General features: G+C 73.4%; 17 protein-coding genes. 9 read left to right on the top strand and 8 right to left on the bottom strand.

Features of this window, described 5'->3' with window-relative positions; translation table 11 throughout:
* Positions 1-134 precede the first annotated feature (134 nt).
* Together AB0C01_RS22225 and AB0C01_RS22230 are read right to left on the bottom strand one after the other, a co-directional pair.
* A complete protein-coding gene (locus tag AB0C01_RS22225; RefSeq protein WP_357571993.1) occupies positions 135-1,505 on the bottom strand; it encodes a YibE/F family protein in 1,371 nt (456 codons plus the stop codon).
* A 187-nt stretch (positions 1,506-1,692) separates the two neighbouring features.
* Positions 1,693-1,989 carry a metal-sensitive transcriptional regulator gene (locus AB0C01_RS22230; protein ID WP_355027247.1) on the bottom strand — a complete coding sequence of 99 codons (297 nt, stop codon included), beginning with the start codon at positions 1,987-1,989 and terminating at the stop codon, positions 1,693-1,695.
* A 95-nt stretch (positions 1,990-2,084) separates the two neighbouring features.
* Between AB0C01_RS22230 and AB0C01_RS22235 the strand changes: the two genes are divergently transcribed.
* From AB0C01_RS22235 to AB0C01_RS22265, 7 genes are all read left to right on the top strand, one after another.
* Positions 2,085-2,294, top strand: a complete 210-nt coding sequence (locus AB0C01_RS22235; RefSeq protein ID WP_355027246.1) for a copper ion binding protein — start codon at positions 2,085-2,087, stop codon at positions 2,292-2,294.
* 14 nt (positions 2,295-2,308) lie between these two features.
* Complete coding sequence (locus tag AB0C01_RS22240) at positions 2,309-3,289, top strand: hypothetical protein (protein WP_357571994.1); 981 nt, start codon at positions 2,309-2,311, stop codon at positions 3,287-3,289.
* A 12-nt stretch (positions 3,290-3,301) separates the two neighbouring features.
* Entirely contained in the window at positions 3,302-5,554 is a 2,253-nt protein-coding gene (locus AB0C01_RS22245) for a heavy metal translocating P-type ATPase (RefSeq protein ID WP_357252003.1), read from the top strand.
* Positions 5,555-5,631: 77 nt separating this feature from the next.
* Positions 5,632-5,805, top strand: a complete 174-nt coding sequence (locus AB0C01_RS22250) for a CsbD family protein (protein ID WP_036410891.1) — start codon at positions 5,632-5,634, stop codon at positions 5,803-5,805.
* A 167-nt stretch (positions 5,806-5,972) separates the two neighbouring features.
* Complete coding sequence (locus tag AB0C01_RS22255; protein ID WP_357252006.1) at positions 5,973-6,320, top strand: ArsR family transcriptional regulator; 348 nt, start codon at positions 5,973-5,975, stop codon at positions 6,318-6,320.
* The gene (locus AB0C01_RS22260) at positions 6,317-6,595 is read left to right on the top strand and encodes a hypothetical protein (protein WP_357571995.1); all 279 of its coding nucleotides are present in this window, start codon (positions 6,317-6,319) and stop codon (positions 6,593-6,595) included. The genes AB0C01_RS22255 and AB0C01_RS22260 overlap by 4 nt, the downstream gene beginning before the upstream one ends.
* 120 nt (positions 6,596-6,715) lie before the next feature.
* Positions 6,716-8,164: an alpha/beta hydrolase gene (locus AB0C01_RS22265; protein WP_357571996.1), complete on the top strand. Its 1,449-nt coding sequence runs from the start codon at positions 6,716-6,718 to the stop codon at positions 8,162-8,164.
* 23 nt (positions 8,165-8,187) lie between these two features.
* Here AB0C01_RS22265 and AB0C01_RS22270 read toward each other — a convergent pair whose 3' ends face one another.
* The 3 genes from AB0C01_RS22270 to AB0C01_RS22280 all read right to left on the bottom strand — a co-directional run bounded on the left by AB0C01_RS22270 (position 8,188) and on the right by AB0C01_RS22280 (position 11,228).
* Positions 8,188-9,465 carry a DUF6596 domain-containing protein gene (locus AB0C01_RS22270; RefSeq protein ID WP_357571997.1) on the bottom strand — a complete coding sequence of 426 codons (1,278 nt, stop codon included), beginning with the start codon at positions 9,463-9,465 and terminating at the stop codon, positions 8,188-8,190.
* Positions 9,462-9,827: a YciI family protein gene (locus AB0C01_RS22275; RefSeq protein WP_357252017.1), complete on the bottom strand. Its 366-nt coding sequence runs from the start codon at positions 9,825-9,827 to the stop codon at positions 9,462-9,464. The genes AB0C01_RS22270 and AB0C01_RS22275 overlap by 4 nt, the downstream gene beginning before the upstream one ends.
* 138 nt (positions 9,828-9,965) lie before the next feature.
* On the bottom strand, positions 9,966-11,228 hold the full coding sequence (locus AB0C01_RS22280; protein WP_357252020.1) for a DUF2786 domain-containing protein: 1,263 nt from the start codon (positions 11,226-11,228) through the stop codon (positions 9,966-9,968).
* A gap of 460 nt (positions 11,229-11,688) precedes the next feature.
* Between AB0C01_RS22280 and AB0C01_RS22285 the strand changes: the two genes are divergently transcribed.
* Positions 11,689-12,162 carry a DUF2243 domain-containing protein gene (locus AB0C01_RS22285; protein WP_357571998.1) on the top strand — a complete coding sequence of 158 codons (474 nt, stop codon included), beginning with the start codon at positions 11,689-11,691 and terminating at the stop codon, positions 12,160-12,162.
* On the top strand, positions 12,159-13,058 hold the full coding sequence (locus AB0C01_RS22290) for a cytochrome c oxidase assembly protein (RefSeq protein ID WP_357571999.1): 900 nt from the start codon (positions 12,159-12,161) through the stop codon (positions 13,056-13,058). Before AB0C01_RS22285 ends, AB0C01_RS22290 begins: the two co-directional genes overlap by 4 nt.
* Here AB0C01_RS22290 and AB0C01_RS22295 read toward each other — a convergent pair whose 3' ends face one another.
* The 3 genes from AB0C01_RS22295 to AB0C01_RS22305 form a co-directional block, all read right to left on the bottom strand.
* Positions 13,059-13,328: a hypothetical protein gene (locus AB0C01_RS22295; RefSeq protein ID WP_357240695.1), complete on the bottom strand. Its 270-nt coding sequence runs from the start codon at positions 13,326-13,328 to the stop codon at positions 13,059-13,061.
* A 185-nt stretch (positions 13,329-13,513) separates the two neighbouring features.
* Entirely contained in the window at positions 13,514-14,755 is a 1,242-nt protein-coding gene (locus AB0C01_RS22300) for a CaiB/BaiF CoA-transferase family protein (RefSeq protein ID WP_357240698.1), read from the bottom strand.
* Positions 14,752-16,908, bottom strand: a complete 2,157-nt coding sequence (locus AB0C01_RS22305; RefSeq protein WP_357572000.1) for a 3-hydroxyacyl-CoA dehydrogenase NAD-binding domain-containing protein — start codon at positions 16,906-16,908, stop codon at positions 14,752-14,754. Before AB0C01_RS22305 ends, AB0C01_RS22300 begins: the two co-directional genes overlap by 4 nt.
* Positions 16,909-16,924: the final 16 nt, after the last annotated feature.

Here is a 16,924-nt window from a genome sequence, read left to right on the forward strand (position 1 = left end):
CAGCGAGGTTACCCGAGAGTCGACTGGGTGAGCTACGCCTGGATGCCGACCAAAAGTGTCATTTCGCCATAGCGTTGGGTGACCAGTGACGCGGTTCTCAGGGGGGAGGCCCGATCTGGTCACGCTGAGGAGTGTCACCATGCCGTATCCGTGCTCCTGTTCGACTCCGGCCACCCGTCGGTGGCGGTGGATGGGGGCGGGGTCCGCGTCTGGTCCGGCTCGTCGGGTCGAGAGGTGCGCGGTGAGCTGAGGGCGGCCAGCGCCTCCGCCCGGTCGGCCTGGGGGCGCGGCCGAGCGACCTCGGCGGGCGGCGTGGTCTCGGTGCGCCCGGCGGCGGTCACGATCGCGGCCAGCCCGGTGGTCAGTGGCACGGCGGCGATCAGCCCGAGGGTGGCGACCGCGCTGCGGACGATCTCCTGCGCGAGGAACTCGCTGGTGAGCAACTGCCCGATCGGCCGCGCGTCGGCGGTGAGCAGGAGCAGCAGGGGCAGCGACGCGCCCGCGTACGCCAGCACGATGGTGTTGACAGTGGAGGCGATGTGCGCCCGGCCGACGCGGGTCGCCGCGCGGTACAGCTGCAAGCGGGTCAGCCCGGGATTGGCGTTCGACAGCTCGGTGACGGTGGCCGCCTGGGTGACCGTCACGTCGTCGAGCACCCCGAGCGAACCGATGATGATCCCGGCGAGCAGCAGGCCGTGCAGGTCCACGTCACCCTGGAACATCGACAGTGTCGTGGCGTCCTCACTGCCGAAGCCGGTGAGGTGGGTCGCCGCGGTGGCGACGGTGGCGAGCGCGCCGGTCAGCACCAGGCTGCCCAGGGTGCCGAGCACCGCGACCGAGGTCTGCGCGGTGACGCCGTGGGTCAGATAGAGCACCACGAACATGATCAGGGCGGCACCGACCACCGCCACCAGGAGCGGTGACCGGCCGGCGCCGATGCCCGGCAGCACGAAGGTGAGCAGGATGGCGAAGCTGGCCGCCAACCCGGCGAGCGCGGCCAACCCCCGCCACCGGCCGAACGCGACGATCGCGGCGGCGAAGACCACCGCCAGCCACACCAGCGGGGTGCCGCGCTGATGCTCGGCGATGTTCCAGTTGCTGACCGTGGGATCGGTCGGATCGGTCAACTCGACCAGGATGATCTCGTCGCCGACGTCGACACGTGGCGCGCCCGGCCCGTCGGGCACCGGTGTCTGCACCTGCTGGCCGGCGGCGGGTCCCTCGTCCACGCGGACGTCGACAGTGCCGCACGGCCCGGTGCCGACTCTGGGTGTGCCCTCGGGGCTCTCCGGCAGCGGCGGGCACGGCTCGGTCACCACCCGCGTCACCGTGCCGGCGTAGCGCGGCACGTCCGCTCCGCCGTCGGTCTGCGGTTCTCCTCCGCGCGGCCAGAGCAGCGCCGCGGCGACCACGGTGGCGACGAAGAGGGGCACCACGGTCATGACGAGGATCCGTCGCACCCGGGGCGGGGCGGACGGAGCGGGACGGGCATGGTCGGAACCCAAGTCGAGACTCCCAACGATCCGGTGCGGGATACGTGTCAGCGCGCCGCGCGGTTCAGTGTCCTCGCCGAAAGGCGGCGCGAGGCGCGGCGGATCGCGGACCGACGACCACGCGATCACGGACGGTCAGTGCCCGGCCCCGGTTGCCCGGACCTCGCGCCCGCGGGTGCCGGCACCCGCGGGCGTGTCGTCAACCGCGCTTCATCAGCCGGCCGACCGCCGCCATCATCTCGGTGGCCATCTCGTCGGCCCGACCCTCGGCGGCCCCCTCGTGCATGCAGTGCCGGGCGTGCCCGTCGAGCAGCCCCAGCGCCACCTTGTCCAGGGCGGCCTGGATCGCGGAGATCTGGGTGAGCACGTCGATGCAGTAACGGTCGTCGTCGACCATCTTCTCGATGCCGCGGACCTGACCCTCGACTCGGCGGAGGCGCGCGAGCAGCTGGTCCTTGCTGGCGGTGTACCCGCGGATCGGAGTGGGTGCGCTCATGCCGACCAGGATAGCCTACCCCTGGGGGGTATGGTACGGTGCAGTCCGGTGGTGATACCCCCACCGGGTACCGGTACGGCGAAGGAGACGATCCGATGGTCAACACGACGTTCCAGGTGCAGGGAATGACCTGTGGGCACTGCGTCAGCGCGGTGAGCGCCGAGGTCGGCGCCATCGCGGGAGTCCGCGACGTCCAGGTCGACCTCGCGACCGGGCAGGTCACCGTGAGCAGCGAGCAGCCGCTGGACGTTCAGGTCGTCCGGGCCGCTGTCGACGAGGCCGGCTACGACCTCGTCGACGCGTGAGCGGAGGGGCCGACATGCGTACCGGGACGAGACTTGTCGGATTCGCTGTCGGCCTCGCGGCGATCTTCGGAGCGGCGTACGGCATCGGCCGGGTGGCCGACCGCGCCCCGGTCGCCGAGAGCCGGCACGACGGGGGCACCGAGAGCCGGCACGACAGTGACGCCGTCCCGGCGACCGGAGAGGGTGGCGACCCGGCCGACCGGATTCCCGGTGGGCTGCTCGTCTCCGACCGCGGCTACACCCTCGACCCGGTCGACGCCCCGGCCGACGAGTTCGCCTTCCGGATCACCGGTCCGGACGGCCAACCGGTGACCCGGTACGACGTGGCGCACGACAAGAGGATGCACCTGATCGTGGTCCGACGGGACCTCTCCGGTTTCCGGCACGTGCACCCCGACCTGGCTCCGGACGGCACCTGGCGGGTCGGCACGCCGCTGGCCGGCCCCGGGCAGTGGCGGGCGTTCGCCGACTTCGCCCCGACCGGGGGTGAGCCGCTGACGCTCGGCGTCGACGTGACAGTCCCCGGTGAGCTGACCGAACGACAGCTGCCCGCCCCGGCGACCAGCACCACCGTCGACGGCTACACGGTAGCCCTGACCGGCTCGCCGCGGCCCGGCCGCACCGCCCCGCTCACGTTCACCGTCAGCCGGGACGGTCGACCGGTCACCGACCTGGAGCCCTACCTGGGCGCGTACGGGCACCTGGTGGCACTGCGCCGGGGTGACCTCGCGTACCTGCACGTGCATCCGGACGGGACGCCGGGCGACGGGCGGACCCGGCCCGGCCCGGCCGTCAGCTTCCTCGCCGAGGTGCCCTCGGCCGGCAGTTACCGGCTCTACCTCGACTTCCAGCACGGCGGGACGGTGCACACCGCCGAGTTCACCGTCGTCGCCGGCACCCCGCCGACCGACACCCCGCCGACCGGCACCAACCCGAGCGGACCCGCGCCGAGCGGGGGCGCCGACCACGGCACCCCCGGACACGGGCACAACTGACGGGACCACACGATGACCACCACCAGCAGACCGCTGCCCGCGGCGCCCAACCGGATCGAGTTGGCGATCGGCGGGATGACCTGCGCCGCCTGCGCCGCCCGGATCGAGAAGAAGCTCAACCGGATGGACGGCGTGAGCGCCGCCGTCAACTACGCCACCGAGAAGGCCACCGTCCGGTACGCCGACGGCGTCACGCCGGACGACCTGATCGAGACCGTGCGCAAGACCGGGTACACGGCCGCGCTGCCGGCCCCGCCGACGGCCGAGGAGCCCGCGGATCCGCTGCGCGGCCCGCGTACCCGGCTCTGGGTCTCGGTGGCGCTCAGCGTGCCGGTGGTCCTGCTGGCCATGGTCCCCGCCTGGCAGTTCGACTACTGGCAGTGGCTGTCGCTGACCCTCGCGGCCCCGGTGGTGGTCTGGGGTGGGCTGCCGTTCCACCGGGCCGCCTGGACCAACCTGCGCCATGGCGCGGCCACCATGGACACGCTTGTCTCACTCGGCACCCTGGCCGCGTTCGGCTGGTCGCTCTGGGCGCTCTTCCTGGGTGACGCCGGCATGCCCGGGATGACGCACCCGTTCCGCTTCGACATCACCCGCACCGACGGCGCCGGCACCATCTACCTGGAGGCGGCCGCCGGGGTGACGGTGTTCATCCTGGCCGGCCGCTACTTCGAGGCCCGGTCCAAGCGGACCGCCGGTGCGGCCCTGCGCGCCCTGCTCGACCTCGGCGCCAAGGAGGTGGCGGTGCTGCGCGACGGGGTGGAGACCCTGATCCCGGTGGACCGGCTCGCCGTCGGTGACCGGTTCGTGGTGCGTCCCGGGGAGAAGATCGCCACCGACGGGGTGGTCGACGAGGGCACCTCCGCCGTCGACGCCAGCATGCTCACCGGTGAGTCGGTGCCGGTCGAGGTCGGTCCCGGCGACGGCGTGGTCGGCGCCACCATCAACGCGGGCGGACGGCTGATCGTCAGCGCCACCCGGGTCGGCGCGGACACCCAACTCGCCCGCATGGCCGACCTGGTCGAGCAGGCGCAGAGCGGCAAGGCCGCCGTGCAGCGCCTCGCGGACCGGATCTCCGGTGTCTTCGTACCGATCGTCATCACCCTCGCCGTGGGCACGCTCGGCTGGTGGCTCGGCACCGGGGCCGGCCCGACCGCCGCGTTCACCGCCGCCGTCGCCGTGTTGATCATCGCCTGCCCCTGCGCGCTGGGCCTGGCCACCCCGACCGCGCTGCTGGTCGGCACCGGTCGGGGCGCCCAACTCGGTGTGCTGATCAAGGGTCCGGAGGCGCTGGAGTCGACCCGCCGGGTGGACACCGTCGTGCTGGACAAGACCGGCACCGTGACGACCGGCCGGATGACCCTGGTGGACGTGGTCCCGACGAGTGGCGCGGATCGGGGCGAGCTGCTCCGGCTCGCCGGTGCGGTGGAGGCCGCCTCCGAACATCCGATCGCCCGCGCGGTCGCGGCGGGCGCCGCCGAGGAGGGATCGCTGCCCCCGGTGACGGGCTTCGGCAACCTCGAAGGGCTGGGCGTGACCGGCACCGTCGACGGAAGGACCGTGCTCATCGGTCGGATCCGGCTGCTGCGGGAGCGGGAAATCGACGTACCGCCGGAGGTCGAGTGGGCCGTCCGCGACGCGGAGGCCGCCGGCCGTACGGCGATCGTCGCGGCCTGGGACGGGCGCGCCCGGGGCGTGCTCGCGGTCGCCGACGTGGTCCGGCCGACCAGCCGGGCGGCGGTGGCCCGGCTGCGGGCACTGGGGCTCACTCCGGTCCTGCTGACCGGGGACAACGCCACGGTGGCCCGCGCGATCGCCGCCGAGGTGGGCATCGACGAGGTGATCGCCGAGGTGCTGCCGGCCGGCAAGGTCGACGTGGTCAAGCGGCTGCAGGCGCAGGGGCGGTCGGTGGCGATGGTCGGTGACGGGGTCAACGACGCCCCGGCTCTGGCCCAGGCCGACCTGGGGTTGGCGATGGGCACCGGCACCGACGTGGCGATCGAGGCGTCCGACCTCACCCTCGTCCGGGGCGACCTGGACGCCGCCGTCGACGCCATCCGGTTGTCCCGCCGCACGCTGGGCATCATCCGGGGCAACCTGTTCTGGGCGTTCGGTTACAACGTGGCGGCCCTGCCGCTGGCGGCCGCCGGGCTGCTCAACCCGATGATCGCCGGCGCAACGATGGCGCTGTCCTCGGTCTTCGTGGTGGCGAACAGCCTGCGGCTGCGCCGGTTCCGCCCGGCCGCTGTCGGTCGCGGACTGTGACGGCGGCAATGGTTGGACCGGTGACGGTGGGGGTACTGGTGGTGTTGTAGCAGCGACGCTTGCAATGGAGGTTGGCAATGGGATTCGACGACAAGATCAACAACGCCACCGAGGACGCGACCGGCAAGCTGAAGGAAGGCGCTGGTCGCGCCACCGATAACGAGCAGCTCGAGGCCGAGGGTCGCGCGGACCAGTCCACGGCCAAGCTCAAGCAGGCCGGCGAGAAGATCAAGGACGCCTTCAAGAGCTGACGTACGACGTAACCCGCACGCCGGGCCGGTGATCACTCACCGGCCCGGCGTGTCTGTGTGTGTCCGGCCCCGTTCCGCGACCCTGAGAACCCCCTGATTCCGCCCTCGGTCCGTATCGCCGCGTCGGCATACCTGCTAACTTCTCTTTGCATGTGCGAGGGCCGGTTGTGAGCAGCGCTCCATCGCCGATCGGCGACGACCTGGTACGGGTGCTGGCCTCGTTGGCCAACCCGCACCGGCTGCGGATCATCGCCGCGCTGGCCCGCGAGCGTGCCTACGTCAGCGGGCTGGCCCGGCAACTGGGGATCAGCCGAGCGCTGTTGCAGGTCCACCTACGGAAGCTGGCGGCGGCCGGGCTGGTCACCGCGAGCCTGGAGTTGTCGGAGGACGGGAAAGCCATGAACTACTACGAGGTGCAGCCGTTCGTGCTCACCCTCACCCCCGAGATCATCGCGGCGGCGGCCGAGACGCTGACCGTGCCCGACTCGGTCGAGCAACCAGGAGGGAACCGATGACCGGAATGAGCGACCACGACTGGACCGAGGTGGTCGGCGCGATCGGCATCTTCGCCTTCCTGGTCAGCGTGGTCACGGTGACCATCGTGCAGCTCGCCAAGACCCGGCGGGCCCGGTACGAGGCGTCCCGCGCGGACGACTACCGCAGGCTCGCCGAGCAGGCCGCTCAGGCCCAGGCGGAGAACGCCCGGCTGCTCGCGGCGATGGACGGCCGGCTCGCCGGGATGGAGACCCGGATGACAACCGTCGAACGCGTCCTGGTCGAGGTCGACTGACCGCTGACGAAGGCCCCGGGCCGTCGAGCGGCTACTCGACGGCCCGGGTGGAAGCAGCATCACCTCGCCCGGTGGGCGAGTTTCACCGGCAACGCTCCTTCACGGAGAGGACAGCACCTCATGCCGCACGTCCGCAAATCCGCCGTCGCCTGGGCGGTCGCCCTGGCCCTCACGGCAGCCGGCCTGACCCCGGCGAGCCCGGCCGCCGCCCAGCCCACGATCGACTGGCAGCCCTGTGCCGCCGACGACTCCGCCGAGTGCGGCACCCTGTCACTGCCGGTCGACTGGGACCGGCCCCGGGGGGAGCGCTTCGACCTCGCGCTGGCCCGCCGGGTCGCCAAGCCGGCCACCCGCGAGGGCACGCTGGTCTTCGGCCCCGGCGGGCCGGGCGACAGTGGCGTCGACCGGGTGGTCGACGGCAGCTCCCGGTTCAGCGCCGACCTGCGCCGCCGGTTCGACATCGTCAGCTTCGACCCGCGCGGCACCGGCGGCAGCAACCCGGTGGTCTGCTCCCGGGCCCTGCTCGCCCAGCAGCCGCAACTGATCGCCGACCAGGCCCAGTTCGACGCCACGCTGGCCGGCAACGAGCTGCTGCGGGCCGACTGCCGGGCGCGCACCGGGCCGCTCTACGACCACGTGGACACGATCAGCGCCGCCCGCGACCTGGACGCGATCCGCGCCGCGCTCGGCGAGCGGCAGCTCACCTTCCACGGCAGCTCGTACGGCACCCTGCTCGGTGAGCAGTACGCCGAACTGTTCCCGCACCGCGTCCGGGCCATGGTGCTGGAGGCCGCGGTGGACCACAGCGTCGGCACCCGCGCCTTCCTGGACACCCAGGCCGTCACCTCGGAGGACGCGTTCGACGAGTTCGTCGCCTGGTGCGACAGGTCCGCCGCCTGCGCCCTGCACGGGCGGGACTTCCGGGCCCTCTGGGAGGGGCTGCGCGCCCGCGCCGAGGCCGGCACGCTCACCGACCCGAAACGGCCAGGTGTGGTGCTGACCCCGTTCGAGTTGAGCCGGCTCACCCACCGGGAGTTCTACGACACCTGGCGCTGGCCGGGGCTCGCCGAGTGGCTGGACGGGATGGAAGCCCCCGCCACGGTGCGAAGCGCCGCCCCGTCGACGGGTGACGCGGTGGCGCCGTACCCCTTCGCGGTCTTCTGCCAGGACTGGAGCCTGCCGGTCCGCGACTACCGGGAGTACGACGAACACCTGCGCCGGGTGGCCCGGCTCGCGCCCGACCTGCGGTACCCGACGGCGGTGTTCGCCCTCGCGACCTGCCTCGGCACCCCGACGCCGATCGCCAATCCGCAGCACCGGCTGCGGGTGCGCACCGACGTGCCGTTGCTGATCGCCGCCACCGTGCACGACCCGGCCAGCGGGTACAACTGGGCCACGAACGTGGCGCGGCAGTTGGGCAGGCACGGCGTGCTGCTCACCTACGCGGGCTGGGGGCACGGCAGCTACACCACCAGCCCGTGTGTCGAGCGGGCCGTCGACGCCTATTTGATCCACCAGGTGGTGCCGGTCCGGGGCGCCACCTGCCCGGCCGTCGACCCCGACGTGTGACCGCGCGCTGCCGGCCGCCGGGGTCAGACCTGCCCGGCGGCCGGCGGCCGTCGCACTCCCGCCAGTCGGGCGGCCCTCAGCTCCAGGTACCGCTGCTCGGGCCGACTCGTGGTGCCCCGGGCCGCCGCCAGGTACGCCTCCCGCGCCGCACCGGCGTCCCCGGCCAGCTCCAACAGGTGCGCCCGGACGGCGGCGAGCCGGTGGTGCCCGGCGGTGCGCTCGTCGGCGTCCAGGGCCGTGAGCAGGGCCAGCCCGGCCCGGGGCCCGTCCACCATGGCCACCGCCACCGCCTGGTTGAGGGTGACCAGCGGGTTCGGCGCGATCCGGGCCAGCAGCCGGTAGAGCGCGACGATCTGCCGCCAGTCCGTCTCGGCCGCTGTCCGGGCCTCGGCGTGCACCGCGGCGATCGCCGCCTGGAGTTGGTACGGCCCGGGTGGCGACCAGGTCAACGCGTCCGTGATCAGCGCGATCCCCTCGGTGCTGGCGGCGACGTCCCACCGGGTGCGGTCCTGCTCGGCGAGCGGCACCAACTCCCCGTCCGGGCCGAGCCGGGCCGCCCGGTGCGCGTCGGTGAGCAGCATCAACGCCAGCAGCCCGCTCACCTCGCCGTCGTCGGGCAGCAGTCCGTGCAGGATGCGCGCCAGCCGGATCGCCTCGCCGGTCAGCTCGGCCCGGTGCAGATCCGGGCCACTGGACGCGGTGTAGCCCTCGTTGAAGATCAGGTAGAGCACGCGGAGCACCGTGCGCAGCCGCTCGTCCCGTTCCGCCGGACCGGGCATGGTGAACCGGGCTCCGGCGGCCTCGATCCGCTGCTTGGCCCGGCGGATCCGTTGGCTCATCGTCGCCTCCGGCAGCAGGTGCGCCCGGGCGATCTGGGCGGTGCTGAGGCCGCCGACCGCGCGCAGGGTGAGCGCCACCTGCGCCGATCCGGTCAGCGCCGGATGGCAACAGAGAAACAGCAGGGTGAGGGTGTCGTCGGCGTCCGCCACCGCGGGCTCCGCGTCGGCCGCCGGTGCCACCCCGGCGTACGCCGGCTCGCGCAGCGTCACCGCCAGCTCGCGGTCCCGGCGGGCGTTCTCGCTGCGCCACTCGTCGGTGAGCCGGCGGGTGGCCACGGTGAGCAGCCACGCGCGCGGACTGTCCGGTACGCCCTGCGTGGGCCACTGCGTCGCGGCGGCGAGCAGCGCCTCCTGGACCGCGTCCTCGCACCTGTCGAACTGGCCGTGCCGGCGAACCAGCAGGCCGAGGACCTGCGGCGCGACCGTGCGCAGCAGATCCTCGACCGTCCGGTCGTCGGTCACATCTCCGCTCCGGACTCGTCCATGATCGGGCGAACCTCCATGGCGCCGCCGAAGCGCACGTCCGGCCAGCGGGCGGCGATCTCGGCGGCCCGTTGCGGGCTGTCGCAGTCGACCGCCAGGTAACCGGCGAACTGCTCCTTGCTCTCCATGAACGGCCCGTCGATGACCTCGGCCCGGCCGTCGACGGCCCGAACCGTCAACGTCTGCGACGGGTTGGCCAGCGCCTGGCCGCCGATCAGCTCGCCGGTCTCGGTCAACTCCTTCATGATCTCGTCGACCTCGCCGAACAGGGCGGTGCGGTCCTGCTCGGAAAGCTCCTCGGTGAAGCCGGGCCGGTTCCAGATCAGCAGCATGTACTTCATGGCGACGCTCCTCAGACTCGTGTCGCACCCCGGTCGGGGCGCGACTCACCGGAGGGTCGGAGCCGACAATCCGTTCCCTACGGCGTAGCGCAGAAAATCGCAGATATCGCCGCCGGTGGTGGTCCCACGCCGGGCGGTTCAGCGCCGATCAGGTCGGCCCGGCACCTGGCGGGGCTTCCGCCCGCCGCCGACGTCCAGCGACGCCCGGTCGGCGGCCGAGGTGCCCGACGACCAGCCCTCGGCGTCGCGCACGCTGAGTCGGTGGCGGGTGACGCCGGGAAAGAGCGTGTCCAGCCGCTCCCGGACCGCCTCGCCCCGGGCGGCGAGCACCGGCAACAGTCGCTCCGCCCCGGCCGTCTCGGCCGCCGCCTGGTCCGCCGCGTCGGTTGCCGCCTCGGTGGCCGCGCGCAGCCGTTCGCCGATCCGCAGCGCGAACGCGTTGAGGAACGACTCGTCCCAGACCTTTGTCCGCCGCCCCGACCCCTGCCGCCGCTCGACCCGCCCGCGCAGCATGGCGGCGGTGGCCTGGACCAGCAGCGAGGTGTAGAGCAACTCCACCGCCACCAGGTCGGCCGGCCAGCCCAGCACGGTGGCGAAGCCGAGATCGTCGGACCAGACCGCCTCGCACCTGTTCGCCGCCGCCACCTCCTGCACCAGCAGTGCCTTCGCGCCCGCGTACGGGGTGTCGGTGCTCAGGCGTACCCCGCCGGGCACGTCGCCGCGCTCCGCCCCGGCGGCCAGCAACGCCTCGTCGATGCTGTGCCGGGCGATCAGCTCCTGCGCCTTACCGGTAAGCGCCTCCGCCTCGGCCGGGAAGGTCGTCGACTCGGCCTTGGCCAGCAGCGCCCGGACCCGGTCCAGCATCGGCGACCCGCTGCGCGCCGGACCGGCCGACCGGGCGGTCGCCGCCCCGCTCGACCCGGGTGGCGGGCGCAGCACCGCGATCGGTGGCAGGCTCTCCACCAGCGCGAGGACGTCCACGGCCGTACGGAGCGCGTCGACCCGGTCCAGCGCCTCCCGGGCGGACCAGCCGGACAACACCCGGTCGTCGTCCGCCCGCACCTCGGCGGCCAACGCCCGCAACTGCTCGTCGAACCAGGCCGGGACCGGATCCGACTGCTCGCGCCGCTGCACGGCCATCGCGTCCCGGACCAGTCGCGCCGCGCGGCCGTCGAGCCGCCGCCCGGTGATCCGGTCCACGTCGACGGGCTGCCAGCCGCGCGGCCAGAGCCGCGCCAGGCCACGGACCAGGCGGCGCAGCAACGCCGCGTCCACCGCCGTGGTGCCGTCCGCGGCGCCGGTGCCGACCATCAGTTGGTCCAGCTGCCGTTCGGCCTTCCGTACGTCGGTGCCGCGCACCGCCGCGAGCGCGTTGGCGACGAGTTCGTCCGCGTCCGGCACTGGCACCTCCTTCTCGGGTTCCGCTGCGGGCGAGGCTGCCCGACCCGCCCCAGCTCCATGATCATGCCGCGCGAGGCCCCGAAGGCGCGAAACGGGGATGTTGCCGCCGTGCGCGGTGCCGGCCGTGCGCGGTGCCGGCCGTGCGCGGTGCCGGCCGTGCGCGGCGCCCGTCCGGCGGCCTTGCCCGCCCGGCGTGCCCGTTCGGCGGCCTTGCCCGCCCGGCGTGCCCGTTCGGCGGGCTTGACCGTCCGGCGTGCCCGTTCGGCGGCCTTGACCGCCGCGCCTGCGCTTGATCAACACGGGGTCCTTGATAGCGCGGCATCCCACCCGGTCGGACCCGCCGAGTTCGCCGATCTCGTGTTGACCTTGGGGGTGGGCGTGTCGCCACGCCGGCTTTGGTGGCCGGGATTCATTGTGTTTGGGGGTATTTTTGCCACGACCGGTGGATGCGAGGTGTGTGGTGGCCGAGTCGAGTCTGCCGAGGGCACGCACCGTCGACGTGCGGGCCTCCATCCTCGCCGGCGTCCTGATCGGCATCGCGATCATGGCCGCGGTGGACGAGATCGTCTTCCATCAGTTGCTGGCCTGGCACCACTTCTACGACAGGTCGACGCCGTCGGTGGCGCTGCTCTCCGACGGGCTGCTGCACGCGGCGGAGGTGATCGCCCTGGTCGGCGGGTTCTTCTGGTTCGCCGACCTGCGCCGGCGACACGCCCTGTCGGCCCGGCTCGCCTGGGGTGGCCTCCTGCTCGGCGCCGGGGGGTTCCAGCTCTTCGACGGGCTGGTCGACCACAAGGTCCTCCGGCTGCACCAGATCCGTTACGGGGTGCACCTCGTGCCGTACGACGTGGTGTGGAACGTGGCCGGCGCGGCCCTGCTGCTGGCCGGCGCCCTGCTGATCTGGCGTGCCCGGTCGCGCGACGGCCGTCGATGACGGTGCCGCTGCCGGCTCCGCCCGCCTGGTCCGTTCCGCCGATCGCGCACGGCGGGCAGGCGGCGGATGCGTCGTCCTGGCTGCCGCTGCTCCCGGTCGCGCTGCTGACCGGCGGCTATCTGCTGGCCGCCGCGCGCGACCCCCGGGGTTGGGATCATCGCCGGACCGCCGCCTGGCTGGTCGGGTGCGGAATGCTGGCGGTCGCCGTCGGGCCGTTGGCCCAGCTTCCCGGCGGTCCGCGCGGGCACCTGGCGCAGCATCTGCTGCTCGGCATGCTGGCCCCGCTCGGGCTGGTGCTCGGCGCCCCGGTCACCCTGCTGTTGCGGGTCGCGCCGCCACCGGTACGCCGGGCGGTGGGCCGGTTGCTGCGCGCCCGCCCGCTGCACCTGATCGCGCACCCGGTCACCGCCGCGCTGCTCAGCACGGGTGGGCTGGCGCTGGTGCTGCTCACCCCGCTGTACGCGGCGGCCGAGCGTCAGCCCGCGCTGCATCACGCCGTACACCTGCACTACCTGGCCGCCGGTTATCTCTTCGCCTGGTCCCTGGCCGGGCCGGACCCGGCGCCGCGCCGACCGGGCCTGGCGGTACGGGTCGGCGCGCTCCTGGGTGCGGCAGCCGGACACGCCGTACTGGCCAAGTACCTGTACGCCCAGGCCGAAACCCTCCCACCACGCCTCATCGACCGGGATCCGGAGGCGTTCCGTTCCGCGGCCCAGCTCATGTACTACGGCGGTGACCTGGCCGAGCTGCTGCTCGCGACGGCCCTCTTCGCCACCTGGTACCACTCCCGCCGCCCCCACCACTCCCGCCGCCGCCCCCACCCCGCTCACCCTCCTGCCTTGTTGATCAAGAGGTTTGCGTCAGAGGAGAGCGATTCCTTGACGCAAACCTCTTGATCAACGAGGTGAGGGCGGGGTCAGGGCGGCGGAGAGCTGGTGCAGGAACGAACGGATGCTTTCCTCACTGTGCCGCGTCTCAGCCTGGTCGTTCAGCGGACCCGGACAGCGCAGCGCCTGACCCAGCGCCTCCCGTGTCTCGGCGCGGTCCCCCGGGTAGAGCCCAGCGGTGACCCCGTCGGCCACCCGAGTCACCACCGCGTCGTCGAGCACCTGGTCGAACTGCACTCCATAGAGGATTCCGTTGACGTGGCTCTTCCACAGGTCCATGCTCGTTGGCTCCCTCATCGTCCGAGGTCAGGGCTCGACGCGATCCACCCGTTGGCGTCGAGGTACGCGGTGCTCTCCGGGAAACGGCGACGCGTCGCGTGCACGTCGCCAAGATCCGCCGGCACACCGACAGGATCCACCGGACCGGGTCGGTGAGACAACCGCCCCTGAGCCACCGCGTCGGGTCAGTTGCGCCGCGGCCAGTCGGCGAGAATCTCCGCTGCCGGTAGGCGGTCCTGCTCCGGGTCCGGTGCCGGGGTTGGCCGGTCGGTCGGCGTCCGACCGAAGCGGGGTGCCGGGGCCGGTTGGATCTCGCCGCCGACCTCGACGAAGGTGCCCCGCGCGGCGTTGTGCGGGTGTTGGTGCGCCTCACCGGGGGCGAGCACCGGCGCGACGCAGGCGTCCAGGTCGGTGAAGACCGCCGTCCACTCGTCCCGGGTCCGCTCGGCGAACCGTTCGGTGAAGCGCCGGCGCAGCTCATCCCAGCCGCTCGGGTCGTACTGCGCCGGCAGGTCCGGGTCGTCGGCCAGGTCGAGGCCGGTGAGGAGTACGTCGTAGAAGGCCGGTTCCATCGCGCCGACGGCCATGAATCCGCCGTCGGCGGTGGCGTACGTGTCGTAGAACGGCGCACCGCCGTCGAACATGTTGCGCCCGCGCGGCGCGGCCCACCGGCCACTGCCGAGCAGCCCGTGCAGGAACGACGTGAGCAGCGCCGACCCGTCGACCATCGCCGCGTCGACCACCTGGCCGACACCCGAGCGTTCCCGTTCCAGCAGCGCCGCCAACACGCCGACGGCGAGCAGCATGCCGCCCCCGCCGAAGTCGGCGAGCAGGTTCATCGGCGCGTACGGGCGCTCGCCGGTCCGACCCAGCGGCTCCAACGCCCCCGCCACCGCGATGTAGTCGATGTCGTGCCCGGCCCGGGACGCCAGCGGGCCGTCCTGGCCCCAGCCGGTCATCCGCGCGTACACCAGCCCGGGGTTTCGCCCCTGGCACACCTCCGGGCCGAAGCCGAGCCGCTCGGCGACCCCCGGCCGGTACGCCTCGACCAGCACGTCGGCCCGTTCGACGAGGCGCAGCAGGTCGGCCACCCCGGCCGGGGACTTCAGGTCCAGTGCGGTCACCCGTCGGCCGCGCTGCAACGGCCCGTCGGTCGGCGCGGCCAGCCGCCCCGCGCCCGGGGCACCCGGCCGGTCCACCCGCACCACGTCCGCCCCGAGGTCGGCGAGCACCATGCAGCCGAACGGGGCCGGCGCGAGGCTCGCCAACTCGACCACCCGCACCCCGGCCAGCGGCCCGCCGCGCGTCGAACCGCCCGGCGTGGCGCCCGGGTCGTCGTGCCGTGTGGCGCCCGGGTCGTCGCCCCGTGCGGTGTCTGGGTCGCTGGCCGCACCCGGTCTGCCGGGGCTCGGCCAGGAGGCCGTCATGCGACGCCAGCCGGTTCGGCGGGACGGGCGGCGAGCCTGTCGACCAGGTCGGCGGGGGGTGTGAACCGGTCGCCGTACCTGTCGGCCAGTTCGGCGGCACGGGTCGCGAACCCGGCCGGGCCGCCCGCGTACTGCCGGACGTAGCGGATCACCCCTCCGGTCCACGCGGGGAAGCCGATGCCGAAGATCGAGCCGATGTTGGCATCGGTCTCGGTGCGCAGCACCCCCTCGTCGAGGCAGCGCAGCGCGTCCAGTGCCTCGGCGAACAGCATCCGCTCCTGGAGGTCGGTGAACGGCACCGCCCGGCCGGCGTCGGTGACCAGGTCGGCGAGGCCGGTCCACAGCCGGCCCCGGGTGCCGTCGTCGTAGGAGTAGAAGCCGCGACCGATCGCTCGCCCCGGCCGGTCGTACGCGTCGACCAACTCGTCGACGAGCCGGTGCGCGGGCAGCGGCAGGTACTCCTCGCTGGCCGCCTCGAACTGGCGGCGGATCCGCTGGATCAGGGTGAGGCTGACCTCGTCGGCAAGTGCCAGCGGCCCGGTCGGGTAGCCGGCCTGCAACGCGGCCTGCTCCACCGACGCGGCGGGGACACCCTCGGCGACCATGCCGACCGCCTCGTCGAGGAACCGGCCGATCACCCGGCTGGTGAAGAAGCCCCGGCCGTCGTTGACCACGATCGGGGTCTTGCCGATCCGCCGGCCCAGGTCGAACGCCCGCGCCAGGGCCGTGTCGCTGGTCCGCTGGCCGACCACGATCTCCAGTAGTGGCATCCGGTCCACCGGGGAGAAGAAGTGCATGCCGATGAAGTCGCTCGGGCGGTCCACTCCCTCGGCCAGCCCGGTGATCGGCAGGGTGGAGGTGTTGGACGCGAGCAACGCGTCGGGTGCCAACACCGGCAGCACCTCGGCGAAGACGGCCTGCTTCAGCGCGGGGTCCTCGAAGACCGCCTCGATGACCGCGTCGCAGCCGGCGAGGGCGTCCACCTGGTCGGTGGTGGTGATCCGGTCCAGTACGGCACGGGCGTCCGCCTCCGTGGCGCGGCCCTTGCGCACCCTGCGGGCGAGCAGCCGTTCGGCGTGCTCCCGGGCACGGCCGGCGGCCTCCGGCGTGACGTCCCGGACCACGACGTCCAGGCCGGCGCTGGCGCAGGCGTACGCGATGCCCGCGCCCATCATGCCGGCGCCGAGCACGGCCACCCGGCGCACCGGCGGGGCGTCCACGCCGGACGGTCGGGCGGCGCCACCGTTGACGGCCTTCAGGTCGAAGAAGAAGGCGCCGATCATGTTCTTGGCGACCTGCCCGGTGAGCAGGCCGATCAGGTGCCGGGTCTCCACCGTCAGGGCGGTGTCCAGGTCGACCTGTGCGCCCTCGACGGCGGTCGCCAGGATCGCCTCGGGTGCGGGCAGCCGGGCACCCTTGAGCTGCTTGCGCAGGGTGGCCGGGAAGGCTGGCAACTGGGTGGCCAGGGAGCGGCTGGCGGGTGCGCCGCCGGGCATCCGGTAGTCCGGCCGGTCCCACGGCTGCGCCGGCTGCGGGTTCGCCGCGATCCAGGCGCGTGCGCGGTCCAGCATTTCGGTGGGTGTGGCGACCACCTCGTCCACGATGCCCGCGGCCAGGGCGTCGGCGGGGCGCATCCGCCGACCGGTGAGCAGCACCGTGGTCAGCGCACCGGCCAGGCCGAGCATTCGTACCGTCCGGGTGACGCCGCCGGCCCCGGGCAGCAGACCCAGGGTCACCTCGGGCAGCCCGAGCCGGCTGTCCGGCGCGTCCAGCGCGATCCGGTGGTGGCAGGCGAGCGCGATCTCCAGGCCACCGCCGAGCGCGGAGCCGTTGATTGCGGCGACCACCGGTCGGCCCAGCGTCTCCAGTCGCCGCAGGTCCCGTTTGATGGTGCCGAGCAGTTCGGCGAGGGCGGGCGCGTCGGCGCGGGTGGCCCGGATCATCTCGGGCAGGTCACCGCCGGCGAAGAACGTGGACTTCGCGCTGGTCACGATCACGCCGACGAGATCGCGCTCCGCCTCCAGCCGGTCCAGCGCGGCGCTCATCGAGGCGGCGTACGCCCGGTTCATGGTGTTGGCGGACTGCTCGGGGTCGTCCAGGGTGAGCGTGACGATGCCGTCGGCGGCGCGGTCGTACCGGATGGTGGTGGTCATGTGTCTTTCCCCCGGG

It is taken from the genome of Micromonospora sp. NPDC048905 (assembly GCF_040649655.1).
Classification (GTDB): Bacteria; Actinomycetota; Actinomycetes; order Mycobacteriales; family Micromonosporaceae; genus Micromonospora.

Excerpts from the sequence above, each read along its gene's own strand:
- AB0C01_RS22265 (WP_357571996.1), top strand. The coding sequence starts at position 6,716 with ATGCCGCACGTCCGCAAATCCGCCGTCGCCTGGGCGGTCGCCCTGGCC.
- AB0C01_RS22290 (WP_357571999.1), top strand. The coding sequence starts at position 12,159 with ATGACGGTGCCGCTGCCGGCTCCGCCCGCCTGGTCCGTTCCGCCGATC.
- AB0C01_RS22230 (WP_355027247.1), bottom strand. The coding sequence starts at position 1,989 with ATGAGCGCACCCACTCCGATCCGCGGGTACACCGCCAGCAAGGACCAG.
- AB0C01_RS22250 (WP_036410891.1), top strand. The coding sequence starts at position 5,632 with ATGGGATTCGACGACAAGATCAACAACGCCACCGAGGACGCGACCGGC.
- AB0C01_RS22235 (WP_355027246.1), top strand. The coding sequence starts at position 2,085 with ATGGTCAACACGACGTTCCAGGTGCAGGGAATGACCTGTGGGCACTGC.
- AB0C01_RS22305 (WP_357572000.1), bottom strand. The coding sequence starts at position 16,908 with ATGACCACCACCATCCGGTACGACCGCGCCGCCGACGGCATCGTCACG.
- AB0C01_RS22275 (WP_357252017.1), bottom strand. The coding sequence starts at position 9,827 with ATGAAGTACATGCTGCTGATCTGGAACCGGCCCGGCTTCACCGAGGAG.
- AB0C01_RS22245 (WP_357252003.1), top strand. The coding sequence starts at position 3,302 with ATGACCACCACCAGCAGACCGCTGCCCGCGGCGCCCAACCGGATCGAG.
- AB0C01_RS22260 (WP_357571995.1), top strand. The coding sequence starts at position 6,317 with ATGACCGGAATGAGCGACCACGACTGGACCGAGGTGGTCGGCGCGATC.
- AB0C01_RS22295 (WP_357240695.1), bottom strand. The coding sequence starts at position 13,328 with ATGGACCTGTGGAAGAGCCACGTCAACGGAATCCTCTATGGAGTGCAG.
- AB0C01_RS22240 (WP_357571994.1), top strand. The coding sequence starts at position 2,309 with ATGCGTACCGGGACGAGACTTGTCGGATTCGCTGTCGGCCTCGCGGCG.
- AB0C01_RS22300 (WP_357240698.1), bottom strand. The coding sequence starts at position 14,755 with ATGACGGCCTCCTGGCCGAGCCCCGGCAGACCGGGTGCGGCCAGCGAC.